Source organism: Terrabacter sp. Root181 (assembly GCF_001428505.1).
Classification (GTDB): domain Bacteria; phylum Actinomycetota; class Actinomycetes; order Actinomycetales; family Dermatophilaceae; genus Terrabacter.
In genome coordinates this window covers 266,985-280,001 of record NZ_LMHU01000010.1, presented here as the reverse complement: position 1 = coordinate 280,001, position 13,017 = coordinate 266,985, and the positions used below count along the sequence as shown (strand labels likewise).

The window sequence follows — 13,017 nt, the reverse complement described above, 5'->3', positions numbered from 1 at the left end:
CTTCACGGGGTGTCCCTGCCCTCGGCGAGCAGGGCATGCAGGTAGAGACCGTAGCCGCTCTTGGCCTGGTCGTCGGCGTGCCGGCGCATGCCCTCGTCGTCGAGCCACCCGTTGCGCCAGGCGATCTCCTCGACGCAGCCGATCTTCTGACCCTGGCGTACCTCGACCACGTGGACGTACTGGCTCGCCTCGATGAGTCCCTCGAACGTGCCGGTGTCGAACCACGCCGTGCCCCGGGGCAGGACGCTGACCGACAGGGTGCCGCGACGGAGGTACTCGTCGTTGACCGCCGTGATCTCGAGCTCGCCACGGGCGCTGGGCGTCAGGTCGCGGGCGATGGCGACGACGTCGTTGTCGTAGAAGTAGAGGCCGGGCACGGCGTAGCTCGACTTCGGGTGCTCGGGCTTCTCCTCGATGGAGATGACGTGGCCCTCGGGGTCGAACTCGACGACGCCGTAGGCCGTCGGGTCGGCGACGCGGTACGCGAAGACGTGGCCGCCCTCGACGTCGGCGTGGTCGGCGAGGCGGGTGCCGAGCCCCGGGCCGAAGAAGATGTTGTCGCCGAGGACGAGCGCCACCCGGTCGTCGCCGATGAAGTCGGCACCCAGCACGAACGCCTGGGCGAGGCCCTCGGGGCGCGGCTGGACGGCATACGTGATCGACATGCCCCACTGCGAGCCGTCGCCGAGGAGGCGCTGGAACTGCTCGACGTCGACGGGGGTCGTGATGACGAGGACCTCGCGGATGCCGGCCATCATGAGGGTCGACAGGGGGTAGTAGACCATCGGCTTGTCGTAGACGGGCATGAGCTGCTTGCTGATGCCGCGCGTGATCGGGTGCAGCCGGCTGCCCGTGCCCCCCGCGAGGATGATCCCCTTCATGGTCGGCCAGCGTATGCCGTGTGCGACGGCGGCGTCGTGGGCAGGTCGTCACGCCACCGCGACGAGTCCTCACCAGATCGAGCTGGATCTGCGTCCCATGCCGCGGTAGTCCCACCCGGCGTCGGTCCACGCGCGCGGGTCGAGCACGTTGCGTCCGTCGATGATCCGCGGCGTCGCGACGAGCGACTTGGCCTGGGACGGGTCGAGCTCGACGTAGTCCTTCCACGCCGTGAGGAGCATGACGAGGTCGGCGCCGGTCAGGGCGTCCTCGACCGAGTCGACGATCTGGAGGTCGGGGCGGGCCAGGCGCACGGCGTCCGCGCCCGCCGGGTCGGTCGCGACGACGTTGGCGCCGCGCCCCCAGAGGCGGCCGGCGATGTCGAGGGCCGGCGAGTCTCGCACGTCGTCGCTGTCGGGCTTGAACGTCAGGCCGAGCACGGCGACCTTGACGCCGACGAGGCGACCGCCGGCCATCTCCGAGGCGAGGTCGACGGCGTGGTCGCGACGGCGCATGTTGATCGAGTCGACCTCGCGCAGGAAGGTCAGCGACTGGTCGACGCCGAGCTCACCGGCGCGGGCCATGAAGGCGCGGATGTCCTTCGGCAGGCACCCTCCCCCGAACCCGATGCCGGCCTGGAGGAACTTGGGCCCGATCCGGTCGTCGTGGCCGATGGCCTCGGCGAGACGTGAGACGTCGGCACCGGACGCGTCGCAGAGCTCGGCCATCGAGTTGATGAAGGAGATCTTCGTGGCGAGGAACGAGTTGGCGGCGACCTTGACGAGCTCGGCGGTCGGGTAGTTGACGAGCAGGCGCGGGATGCCCGCCTCGATGATCGGGGCGTAGACCTCGTCGACGACGGCCCGGCCGATCTCGCCGCGCTCACGGTCGTCAGGGAGCCCGTAGACGACGCGGTCGGGGCGCTGGGTGTCCTGGACGGCATACCCCTCGCGGAGGAACTCCGGGTTCCACACCACGACGGCGTCCAGGCCCGCCTCGGCGAGGCGGTCGGCCACGGCCTGAGCCGTCCCGACGGGGACGGTGGACTTGCCGACGACGACGATCGGGCCCTCCTGCTCCGAGGACGCGTTGGCGATGATGTCCTCGACGGCGGTCCACACGTAGCTCATGTCGGCGGCGTAGCTGCCCCCGCGCTGCGGGGTGCCCACGGCGATGAAGTGGACGCGTGCGTCGGCGAGGGCGGTCTTGTCGGTCGTGAAGCGCAGCGACCCGGCGGCGACGCCCTGGCGCAGGAGCGGCTCGAGCCCGGGCTCGTGGAAGGACGGCACGCCGGCGGCGAGCTTGGCCACCTTGCGCTCGTCGATGTCGACGCCGACGACGTCGTGGCCGAAGTCGGCCATGCACGCGGCGTGCACCGCTCCGAGATAACCGCATCCGATGACCGAGATCTTCACGCCGGGCAGCATATCGAGGGCAGGAGAACGTCCGGTGGCCGTGGAGCTGCCGAGGCTTCGTTACCCTCGCCTCATGCGCGTCCTGGTCACCGGCGGAGCCGGGTTCATCGGCTCGAACTTCGTCCTGCGCGCCCGCGCGGTGCGGCCCGACTGGACGCTGACCGTCATCGACTCGATGACGTATGCCGCCAACCGCCGCTCGCTCGCGCCGGTCCTCGCCGACCTCGGTGGGGACGGCTCGGTCGAGCTCGTCGAGGGCTCCGTCGCCGACGCACCGCTCGTCGACCGGCTCGTCGCCGACCACGACGTCGTCGTGCACTTCGCGGCCGAGTCGCACAACGACAACAGCCTCGACTCGCCGTGGCCCTTCGTGGAGAGCAACCTCGTCGGCACCTTCACGCTCCTCGAGGCGATCCGCCGGCACGAGAAGCGGCTGCACCACATCTCGACCGACGAGGTCTACGGCGACCTCAAGCTCGACGACCACGAGCGGTTCACCGAGAAGACCCCGGTCAACCCGTCGTCCCCCTACTCCGCCACCAAGGCCGGCGCCGACCTGCTCGTCCGCGCCTGGATCCGCTCCTTCGGCATCCGTGCCACCGTGTCGAACTGCTCCAACAACTACGGCCCCCGCCAGCACGTCGAGAAGTTCATCCCGCGTCAGGTCACGAACGTCCTCGACGGCATCCGGCCCAAGGTCTACGGGTCCGGGCTCAACGTGCGCGACTGGATCCACGTCGACGACCACAACGACGCCGTCATCGCGATCCTCGAGCAGGGCCGCCTCGGCGAGACCTACCTCATCGGCGCCGACGGCGAGCGCAACAACCTCGAGATCGTCGGGATGGTCCTCGAGCTCATGGGCAAGCCGGACGACTGGTTCGAGCACGTCGACGACCGGCCGGGTCACGACCTGCGCTACGCCATCGACGCGACGAAGCTGCGCCTGGAGACCGACTGGAAGCCGCGCTACGGCGACGTGCGCGCGGGACTCGAGGCGACGATCGAGTGGTACACCGCGCACCGCGACTGGTGGGAGGCCGCCAAGGTCGAGTCCGAGCGCACCTACGCGAGGCTCGGGCGATGACCGCATCGGCCGGCGCCGGGCGTGCGCTCGTCGCCGGGGCGGGCGGCATGCTCGGGCACGACCTCGTCCCCGCACTGCGCCGGGCCGGCTGGGTCGTGACGGCACTCGGCCGTGACGACCTCGACGTCACCGACGCCTCCCAGTGCGTGGCCGCGGTCGACGGGCACGATCTCGTCGTCAACGCCGCCGCCTACACAGCCGTCGACGCCGCCGAGACCGACGAGCCGGCTGCCTTCGCCGTCAACGCGGTCGGCGCCGCCAACGTGGCGCGGGCGTGCTCGCGAGCGGGGGCGCGCCTCGTGCAGGTGTCGACCGACTACGTCTTCGACGGCACGGCCACCGAGCCGTATGCCGTCGACCACCCCGTCGCGCCGGGCTCGGCCTACGGCCGCACCAAGGCCGCGGGCGAGTGGGCGGTGCGCGCCCTGTGCCGGGAGTCGTGGGTCGTGCGCACGGCGTGGCTCTACGGGGCCGGCGGGCCCAGCTTCGTGTCCACGATGTTGCGCCTCGCCGGTGAGCGCGAGACCGTCTCGGTCGTCGACGACCAGGTGGGCCAGCCGACGTGGACGCTCGACCTCGCCGACCTCATCGTGCGTCTGGTCGCCGGCGACACGGCATACGGGATCCACCACGGCACAGCTACCGGGCAGACGACGTGGTTCGGGCTGGCGCGGGCCGTCTTCGAGCTGAGCGGGCTCGACCCCGAGCGCGTCCTCCCGACGACGACGGACGCCTTCCCGCGGCCGGCTCCCCGGCCGGCGTGGAGCGTGCTCTCGCACCACAGCCTCGAGATGGCGGGCATCGCGGCGATCGGCGACTGGCGCGAGGGCCTGAGGACGCACCTGGACGCTTGAGCGCACCAGGGGTCGAACCCCCAGCACGTGCGTCGGACTGGGCCGGTCGTGCGGGAGCCGTCGGGCACTCCTGGCCCGGGACGTCGAGGACACGACACGGCTTGGGCTCCCTGGGCACTCCGACCCGTCATCATGGGCCAGTGTCCACGCGCACCCAGACCGACGACGAGGCCGTCGGCGCGCCCCGGCGCCCCGGCCGCGTGTTGGTGGTGGCCGGCACCATCGTCCTGGCGCTCGTGCTCGCGTGGCGGCTGACGCTCGGGGCGAGCGCGGAGGACGACGGCCACGTCGTCGCGCTGGCCCTGCGCCTCTCCCGCGGCGACTCGGCCCTGGGCGACGAGATGAACCTGCAGGCGACGGGCGCGTTCCTCGCCGTGCCCTTCGTCTGGGCGTGGGACCACGCGGTCGGGACGACGGGCATCGTGCTCGCGTCCCGCGTCTGGTTCGTCGCGCTCGCCGCGGTCGTCGCAGTGGTGACGGCACGCGCGCTGCGCACGAGGTATGCCGCGGGTCCCGCCGCCGTCGCCACCGTCGCGGCGCTCCTCGGCCTGCCGTACCAGCTGCCGCTCATCAGCTACAGCTCCGTGCCGGTGCTCGCCCTCGTCCTCGCGGCGGCCGCCGGAATCGCCCTCCGGGAGAGGCGATCGTCCGCGTGGGCGGCCGTCCTCGGGGTGGCGACCGCCATGGGCGTCGTCTCGAGCCCTCAGCTGGCACCGGCGTTCGCCCTTGCCCTCACCGTCGGAGTCGTACGGGTGCAGGGCACCCGTCCCCGGGTCGTGGCCCTGGCGACGAGCGGAGGCCTCGTCGCGGTGGCCGCCGCGTGGGTGCTGCTCGTGGCCGGACCCACGCCGGTCGCGGACACGGTGCGCTACCTGCTGGAGGTCCGCGGTGACGGGCTGTCGCCGCTCGGGCGGCTGGGGCGGGCGGTCGGGACGTACGAGATGGTGCGGTTCCCGCTCTACTGGCCGCTGCTCGCCTGCCTCGGGCTGACCGCGGCCGGGTGCGTCCGCCGGGAGTGGCGCGCGGTCCGGGTCGGTGCCAGCGCGGGCGGCGTCGCGTGGGCCACCGCGGTGACCGTCGCGGCCGCGCTCGGTTACCTGCCGCAGCTGTGGTTCGGCAACACCGTGGCCGCCCTCGAGTCCCTCCTCGTCGTCATCCTCCTACTGCCCGTCCTGGCCGAGCTGCACTGGTCGCGTCGCCGCGGGGACATCGGCGACCTCGTCGCTGCCGCCCTGCCCGCGCTTGTGGCCGCGACCGTCGTCGCCGCCACCACCAACTCCGGCCCGCGGTACTCCGTGCACGGCGCGGCCCTCGGCGGGCTCCTGCTCGTCCTCGTCGTCCAGTGGTCGACGGTGGCCGGTCTGCTCGTCACGGAGCCCCGGTCGCGAGCGATCCGCGCACTGGCCGCGCTCCCCGCGGTCGCGATGGCTCTCGGGCTGCTCTCCCTCCCGTTCGACGAGCCCGGCTCGCTCCGGGTGGACACCCGGATCGCGACGGGACCGTGGGCGGGGCTGGTCACCACCGCCGACCGGGCCTCCGGGATCACCGCCCTGTCGACCACGGTCGCCGACCTGACCCGGGGAGGGCGTCCCGTGCTGCTGCTCGGCGCCTCCGGCGGCTACCTGGCGGCGAACGGCCCGATGGCGACCCCGTCGGTGTGGCTCGAGGACCACGGGGCAGCCAACCGGTGGGTCCTCGACTGGTTCGCGCGGACCGGACGCACCCCGGACGTCGTGGTCGTCACGGCGGCGGCGGACGCGCGGGCCGGGGGCGCCGCCGCGTGGGCGGGACGCGACCCGCTGCGCGCGTGGCTCGCGACGGCATACCCCGTCCAGCGGGTGGTCCCGGGCGTGGGCACGGTGCTCGAGCGGCGCTGACGGCGTACGCGCCGGGCGCCCGTCGCATCCCCCGGTGGGACCGGGAGGGTCCACTACGCTGCGAGCACCGGGAGCGTCCCGTGTGGTTCGGCCTCGACGTCCCTGCTGGAGGAGCCCGATGTACACCCCCAAGATGAGCTCACGCCTCGCGGTCGAGGCGCTCGGGACCTTCTGGCTCGTCTTCATCGGCTGCGGCTCGGCCATCTTCGACGCGAAGTTCGTCGCCCGGACCCTCGACGGACAGGTCATCGACTACGGCATCGGCCACCTCGGTGTCGCCATCGCCTTCGGCCTGGCGGTCACGACGATGGCGTATGCCGTGGGGCACGTCTCCGGGGCGCACTTCAACCCGGCCGTGACGATCGGCATCGCCGTCGCGAAGCGCTTCGAGTGGCGAGAGGTGCCGGCCTACGTCGGCGCCCAGCTCGTCGGCGGCCTGCTGGCCGGCGGGGCGCTCGCCGGGCTGCTGTCCTCGACGGGCCGTCCCGTCACGGGCAACCTCGCGGCCAACGGCTTCGGCGTCCACTCCCCCGGCGGGTTCGCGCTCGGCGGCGTGCTCATCGTCGAGGCTCTCGTCACCGCCTTCTTCGTCTACATCATCCTCGGCGCGACCAAGGACGACGCCCCCAAGGGCTTCGCCCCGCTCGCGATCGGCTTCGGCCTGCTCCTCGCGCACCTCGTCGCCATCCCGATCAGCAACGCGTCGATCAACCCGGCCCGCTCGACGGCCGTCGCCTTCTTCAACGGCAACGGGGCCCCGGGGCAGCTGTGGGCCTTCTGGGTCGCGCCGATCGTGGGCGGCCTCATCGCGGGCAGCACCTTCGCGTGGATCACCGGCGAGCGCCGCGACGACATGGACATCAGCGGCTCGACCGACCTGGCCGAGAACGCCGCCGTCGACGACGAGGGCCGTCCGGTGCTCGACGTGGACTCCGATGAAGGTCAGCGCTCTATTTCCTGAATATGAAGATATGATCTTCACATGTCAGATCTGAAGGACACACCTTCACCCGTGGCGCTCATCGGGGACATCGTCGAGTCGCGCACGCACCGCGAGCGCCAGGCCCTGCACGACACCTTCGAGGCCGCCGTCGCCCGGGCCAACACCGAGGTGCCGATCGAGGAGCCTGCCGTCATCACGGTCGGCGACGAGTTCCAGGGCGTCTACCCCACCCTGGGAGCGGCCCTGCGGGCCAGCTTCGTCGTCCGCACCGAGCTCTTCCCCCGGGCCGACGTCCGCTTCGGACTGGGGCGCGGGGCGGTCTCGACGCTCGACCCCGTCCGCGGCATCCACGACGGGCCCGCGTACTGGGCCGCCCGCGAGGCCATCACCCTGGCGGAGGACCGTGCGCAGCGAGCGCAGACGCGCACGTCGCGCACGGCATACCTCGCACCAGACGAGCCGCCGGCCACCGTCGCTGCGGTGCGGGCCGCGCTCGACTGTCTGGACTTCATGGTTGGCTCCATGTCGACCACCTCACGCGAGATCCTCGGAGGACTCATGCACGGCCATGCGCAGCAGGACGTCGCCGACCAGGTCGGCATCAGCCCGTCCGCCGTGTCGCAGCGCGTCCGGCGCGACGGTATCGGCGTCGCGCTCGAGGCCATGACGGCCCTGGGCGAGCTCCCGTGACGTGGCTCTCGATCGCCCTCGCCGGCATCGGCGTCGGCGACGTCGTCCGGTCGACGTCGTGGCGACCGGGCCGCGTCGTCGGGCACGTGGCCGCACCGGTCGTCATCCTCGCCCTGGCCCTGCTGGCCGGGATGCACGGCTGGGCCGACCTGGTCGCGCTCGTCCTCGCCGCAGCCGCCGGCGCCGGGTGGGCCGAGCTCTCACGTCGCACCCAGATGACGGGCCGCACCTCGCTCGCGCCGCTCGCCGTCTTCGCCGGCATCGTCGTCGGTCTGGTCGCCTTCTCGGGAGCGGCGTCACCGGCGGGTGGAGTGCTCGCCACCTGGCTCGGCTGGGCCGACCTGCCCGGCAGCGGCCCGCTGCCGGTGGGCCGGGTGCTGCTGCTCACCGGGCTCGTCCTCTTCAACATCGCGACAGCCAACGTCATCGTGCGGCTCGTGCTGCTGACCATCGGCGCCCTGCGTCCGTCCGACGTCACCGACGCCCACGCCGCTGCCGCGGCTGCCGCCTCCCTCGCGGGGCGCGCGGCTCCCCCGACCGGCGGGCAGCCCGCCGACCGGCTCAAGGGCGGCCGACTGCTCGGGCCCATGGAGCGCCTCGTCATCCTCGGCCTCGGCGTGGCCGGAGAGTTCGGCGCGGCCGGTCTCGTCATCGCCGCCAAGGGCCTCCTCCGCTTCCCCGAGATCCAGGCCGCCGCCCGCTCGGCCGGCGGCGGGGCCACCGGCGCGAACGGCTCCTACCCGGGCGGCCCCGCCGGCATCGACGACGTCACCGAGTACTTCCTCGTCGGCAGCTTCGTCAGCTGGCTCATCGCGCTCGGCTCCCTCGCCCTCACCGTCTGAGCCCCTCCCACACCGGCAACACGCAGGAGACCCATGCCCCACCCGACGTCGCTCGTCCGTCGGGTCCACCGACGCCTCCGCCCCGTGCGGCGCCACCTCCGTGCGCGGGGCGTCGACCTCCGGGACGTGCTGACGATGCGACGCGCCCGGCATCAGCTCGCCCGCCACGACCGCCACGACCGCCGCCGTGGCGTGCCGACCGGCGAGACGGCAGCCGTCCTGCACCTCTACTACGCCGACGTGTGGCCCGCCCTCGTGCCCTCCCTCGAGCGCCTCGCATCCGCCGGGGTCGACCTCTACGTCACCCTCCCCCGCCAGCACGCCCACCTCGCCCCCGACATCGAGGCGGAGCTGCCGGGCACCCGGTGCGTGACGGTGCCCAACCGAGGGCGTGATGTCCTCCCCTTCCTCGTCGTCGCCGAGCACCTGGCCGACCGCGGCTACGTCGCCACCCTCAAGATCCACGCCAAGCGGTCGCTCCACTTCGGTGCCGGCGACGTCTGGCGCGACCAGATGGTCGAGGAGCTCGTCCCCACCGACCCCGTCGTCCTCGCGCAGCTCGTCGAGGTCCTGCACCGTCCCGACACCGGGGTCATCGGGCCGCGCGGCAGCTACTTCGCCCTCTCCACCTACTGGGCCGGCAACGCCGAGACCGTGCGGCGTCTCGTGGAGCCCGCGGTGTCGTCCGAGGCGCTCGCCCTGCTCGACGACCCGAGGGAGCTGGGCTTCTTCGCCGGGACGATGTTCTGGGCCCGCCTCGACGCCATCCGCCCGCTCCTGCACCCCGACACCCTCGGCTTCGTCCGTGAGCCGACCCCGAAGGACGGCACGCTCGCCCACGCCCTCGAGCGCGCGATGACCGTGCTGCCCGAGCTGCTCGGACGACAGCAGTACGACTGCGACGGCGGCGAGGTCGCGGTTCGGGCGCGCCGGGCCGAGCCGCTGCCGCAGTGGTACCGGGAAGCCACCCAGGCCGCCAAGGACGCGGAAGCCGACAAGGCGACCGCGAGGGCCCGCCGCGGTCGCGACCGCGCTCCCGGCGCCGACCCGGCGTGACGGCATACGCCCGCCTGTAGTCCGTCAGTAGGCCTGCGGGGTGATCGTCGTCACGCCACTCGCGTACGCGTGCCGGCGGGTCGCTCGTGAGCGCGGGCGCCCGTCCGGCTGAGCACGGACGCACTGATAGCGTCGGAGCGTCCAGCGCCACACCGATGTGAAGGGCCTTCCTGTGAGCACTACCCCTGTCAAGGTCGCCGTCACCGGCGCCGCCGGCCAGATCGGCTACAGCCTCCTGTTCCGCATCGCGAGCGGTGCCCTGCTCGGGCCCGACACCCCGGTGGAGCTGCGCCTGCTCGAGATCACCCCCGCGCTCAAGGCGCTCGAGGGTGTCGTCATGGAGCTCGACGACTGCGCCTTCCCGACCCTCGCCGGCGTCCAGATCGGCGACGACGCGACGAAGGTCTTCGACGACGTCAACCACGCCCTCCTCGTCGGCGCCCGTCCCCGCGGCCCGGGCATGGAGCGCGGTGACCTCCTCGAGGCCAACGGCGGCATCTTCGCCCCGCAGGGCAAGGCGCTCAACGCGGTCGCGGCCGACGACATCCGCATCACGGTCACCGGCAACCCGGCCAACACCAACGCCCTCATCGCGATGAGCAACGCCCCCGACATCCCGACCGAGCGCTTCTCGGCCCTGACGCGCCTCGACCACAACCGCGCGATCAGCCAGCTCGCCGCCAAGCTCGGCGTGCCGGTCACCGAGATCACGAAGATGACGATCTGGGGCAACCACTCGGCAACGCAGTACCCCGACCTCTTCCACGCCGAGGTCGGTGGCCGCAACGCCGCCGAGGCCGTCGGTGACCAGGACTGGCTGGCCGGCACCTTCATCCCGACCGTCGCCAAGCGCGGCGCGGCGATCATCGAGGCCCGCGGCGCGAGCTCGGCCGCGTCGGCCGCCTCCGCAACCATCGACCACGCCCGCACCTGGGTGCAGGGCACGCCCGACGGCGACTGGGTCTCGATGGCCGTCCGCTCCGACGGCTCCTACGGCGTGCAGGAGGGTCTCATCTCCTCCTTCCCCGTCACGGTCGAGGACGGCCGGTGGAGCATCGTCCAGGGCCTCGACATCGACGACTTCTCGCGCGGCAAGATCGACGCCTCGGTCGCCGAGCTCGCCGAGGAGCGCGACGCGGTCAAGGGTCTCGGCCTCATCTGAGCCACCCCCGACAGAGGGCGCCGTCCACCACGAGGTGGGCGGCGCCCTTCGCGTATGCCGTGTGCCCGGGTCAGCGACGCCAGCCGAGCCGGGCGACCCCGGCCTTGACCAGCTCGGTCAGCGGGGGCGTCGTGCCTTGCGGCCGCACGTGCGTGCCCCGCAGCCGCCAGTACTTCGCCTCGGCCCACTTCGTCGCCTCGCCCGGGTGCTGCACCCACAGGCGCATGAGCCCCGCGCGGTGGACAGCCTTCTGCCGCAACAGGTTCAGGCCCGGCACGTCGCGGTCGTAGACGAGCTCGAGGTCGAAGCGCTCGTTGACGACGCGCGGCGAGACGCGTGCACCGACGGTCATGTTGAGCAGGTTGGTGCCGTGGATGACCTGCACCCACATGGGCGGCGCGCTCACCTCCCGCACGGGCCCCCACTGGCGCGCGCGGGCGTGCCGGGCGGCATACACGGTGCTCGGTCGTGACCCCGGCTGGCGTTGCTCGACGAGCGTCAGGAAGGGACTCGAGAGCTGGTCGTAGAGGTAGGTCGCGCCGCTCCGGTCGATCTGGATGCCACGCGGGAAGTCGACGAAGAGTCCGTGCGTGGGCGTGAACTCGCGCTGGGCTGCCGCCATGAAGCCCCGGGCGATCGCGTCGTCGCTGTCGAGTCGGGTCGTCAGCAACCAGGGGGGTGCCGACGCGGCCGGGCTGCGCTCCGCGATCGCGCGGCCGAAGATCGACGGACTCCAGCGCTCGTGGCTCCACACCGGGGTGAAGGTGCCCTCGGCGAGGGCCTCGACGTCGGCGCGGAAGTCGTCGCTGCAGCGGTCGTCGAAGAGGACGAGCCACGTGAACTCCGCGCCCTGCTGGCCGCGCACCGACGACCAGCAGGCATCGACGAAGAAGCCGAGGCGGTAGCGCAGCCACTCCTCCTGCGCCGGGACCCCGGGCGAGAAGGCCGCGCTGAAGCGCGTCAGGAGGTAGTGCTCGAACTCCTGCGGCTGGGCGCTCGGCACGGACATGCGCTCAGCGGGCGCTGCGGCCGACGGACGTGCGGTCGGGGACGTCGGCCCGGACGTTGACGGTGGCCGAGGCGATGAGCACCCCGATCCCGAGGGTCAGCAGGATGACGACGTCGAGGGTGCGGGAGCGGACGTTGAGGCCGCCCGCCTTGCGCGAGGGCCTCGCCACGACCCGGATCAGGGCGCCGATGAAGAACGCCCCGGCCATGATGCGCCCGCCCCAGCGGACGTCGAGGAAGGCCATGACGAGGACCCCGACGGCGGCCAGGCCTGCGACGAGGTACCACCAGCTGAGGACGACGAAGCCGCTACCCCGCCACTGCATCAGGGCCGCTCAGGCGCCGGACGCGACCGAGGACTCGGCCGCCTCCACGATGTTGGTGAGCAGCAGGGCCCGGGTCATGGGGCCGACGCCACCCGGGTTGGGGCTGACCCAGCCGGCGACCTCGGCGACGTCGAGCGCGACGTCGCCGGCGATCTTGCCGTCGACGCGGCTGACACCGACGTCGAGCACCGCGGCGCCGGGCTTGACCATGGCCTTGGTGACGATGCCCGGCACGCCGGCCGCGGCGATGACGATGTCGGCCTGGCGCACCTCGGCGGCGAGGTCCTTCGTGCCGGTGTGGCAGAGCGTCACGGTGGCGTTCTCGCTCTTGCGGGTGAGGATCAGTCCGAGCGGGCGTCCCACGGTGAGGCCGCGGCCGATGATGACGACCTTGGCACCGGCGATCGGCACGTCGTGGCGCCGGAGCAGCTCGATGCAGCCCATCGGCGTGCACGGGAGCGGGGCCGGCTTGCCGAGGGCGAGCCAGCCGAGGTTCATCGGGTGCAGTCCGTCGACGTCCTTGGTGGGGTCGACGCGCGAGAGCAGCGCCATCTCGTCGAGGCCGGTCGGCTGCTGGACGAGGAAGCCGGTGCAGCTGGGGTCGGCGTTGAGCTCGTCGATGACGGCCTCGACCTCGGCCTGGGTCGCGGTGGCCGGCAGGTCGCGGCGCAGGCTCGTGATGCCGATCTCGGCGCAGTCCTTGTGCTTGGCGTTGACGTACCAGTGGCTCCCCGGGTCGTCGCCGACGAGGACGGTGCCGAGTCCGGGCACGACCCCCTGCTCGCGGAGGCGAGCGACCCGCTGGGTCAGCTCGACCTTGATCGCCTTGAGGGTGGCCTTGCCGTCGAGGATCTGTGCCGTCACGGTGGACATCCTGC

At 72.6% G+C, this 13,017-nt stretch carries 13 protein-coding genes; 8 read left to right on the top strand and 5 right to left on the bottom strand.

Annotation, left to right across the window (positions count from 1 at the left end; genetic code table 11):
• Positions 1–2 precede the first annotated feature (2 nt).
• Positions 3–881, bottom strand: a complete 879-nt coding sequence (rfbA, locus tag ASD90_RS21265; RefSeq protein WP_056760937.1) for a glucose-1-phosphate thymidylyltransferase RfbA — start codon at positions 879–881, stop codon at positions 3–5.
• Between the two features lie 69 nt (positions 882–950).
• Entirely contained in the window at positions 951–2,294 is a 1,344-nt protein-coding gene (locus tag ASD90_RS21260; protein WP_056761187.1) for a UDP-glucose/GDP-mannose dehydrogenase family protein, read from the bottom strand.
• Positions 2,295–2,367: 73 nt separating this feature from the next.
• Here ASD90_RS21260 and rfbB point away from each other — a divergent pair, with 73 nt between their 5' ends.
• The 8 genes from rfbB (at position 2,368) to ASD90_RS21220 (ending at position 10,805) form a co-directional block, all read left to right on the top strand.
• Positions 2,368–3,381: a dTDP-glucose 4,6-dehydratase gene (gene rfbB, locus ASD90_RS21255; RefSeq protein ID WP_056760934.1), complete on the top strand. Its 1,014-nt coding sequence runs from the start codon at positions 2,368–2,370 to the stop codon at positions 3,379–3,381.
• Positions 3,378–4,235 carry a dTDP-4-dehydrorhamnose reductase gene (gene rfbD / locus ASD90_RS21250; RefSeq protein ID WP_056760931.1) on the top strand — a complete coding sequence of 286 codons (858 nt, stop codon included), beginning with the start codon at positions 3,378–3,380 and terminating at the stop codon, positions 4,233–4,235. Before rfbB ends, rfbD begins: the two co-directional genes overlap by 4 nt.
• Positions 4,236–4,375: 140 nt before the next feature.
• Positions 4,376–6,112: a hypothetical protein gene (locus ASD90_RS21245; RefSeq protein ID WP_056760929.1), complete on the top strand. Its 1,737-nt coding sequence runs from the start codon at positions 4,376–4,378 to the stop codon at positions 6,110–6,112.
• A gap of 118 nt (positions 6,113–6,230) precedes the next feature.
• Positions 6,231–7,073: an aquaporin Z gene (aqpZ, locus tag ASD90_RS21240; protein ID WP_056760927.1), complete on the top strand. Its 843-nt coding sequence runs from the start codon at positions 6,231–6,233 to the stop codon at positions 7,071–7,073.
• A 21-nt stretch (positions 7,074–7,094) separates the two neighbouring features.
• On the top strand, positions 7,095–7,745 hold the full coding sequence (locus tag ASD90_RS21235) for a SatD family protein (protein WP_235506852.1): 651 nt from the start codon (positions 7,095–7,097) through the stop codon (positions 7,743–7,745).
• The gene (locus tag ASD90_RS21230) at positions 7,742–8,587 is read left to right on the top strand and encodes a hypothetical protein (protein WP_056760922.1); all 846 of its coding nucleotides are present in this window, start codon (positions 7,742–7,744) and stop codon (positions 8,585–8,587) included. Before ASD90_RS21235 ends, ASD90_RS21230 begins: the two co-directional genes overlap by 4 nt.
• Before the next feature lie 33 nt (positions 8,588–8,620).
• Positions 8,621–9,643: a rhamnan synthesis F family protein gene (locus tag ASD90_RS21225; RefSeq protein ID WP_056760920.1), complete on the top strand. Its 1,023-nt coding sequence runs from the start codon at positions 8,621–8,623 to the stop codon at positions 9,641–9,643.
• Between the two features lie 172 nt (positions 9,644–9,815).
• Positions 9,816–10,805 carry a malate dehydrogenase gene (locus ASD90_RS21220; protein WP_056760917.1) on the top strand — a complete coding sequence of 330 codons (990 nt, stop codon included), beginning with the start codon at positions 9,816–9,818 and terminating at the stop codon, positions 10,803–10,805.
• A 70-nt stretch (positions 10,806–10,875) separates the two neighbouring features.
• On the opposite strand, the gene ASD90_RS21215 is transcribed toward ASD90_RS21220, so the two are convergent.
• The 3 genes from ASD90_RS21215 to ASD90_RS21205 are packed head-to-tail and all read right to left on the bottom strand — an operon-like array spanning position 10,876 to position 13,003.
• Positions 10,876–11,814 carry a glycosyltransferase gene (locus ASD90_RS21215; RefSeq protein ID WP_056760914.1) on the bottom strand — a complete coding sequence of 313 codons (939 nt, stop codon included), beginning with the start codon at positions 11,812–11,814 and terminating at the stop codon, positions 10,876–10,878.
• A gap of 4 nt (positions 11,815–11,818) precedes the next feature.
• Positions 11,819–12,139, bottom strand: coding sequence for a DUF3017 domain-containing protein (locus ASD90_RS21210; protein ID WP_056760912.1), 321 nt, complete (start codon positions 12,137–12,139; stop codon positions 11,819–11,821).
• Positions 12,140–12,148: 9 nt separating this feature from the next.
• A complete protein-coding gene (locus ASD90_RS21205; protein WP_056761185.1) occupies positions 12,149–13,003 on the bottom strand; it encodes a bifunctional methylenetetrahydrofolate dehydrogenase/methenyltetrahydrofolate cyclohydrolase in 855 nt (284 codons plus the stop codon).
• Positions 13,004–13,017 lie beyond the last annotated feature (14 nt).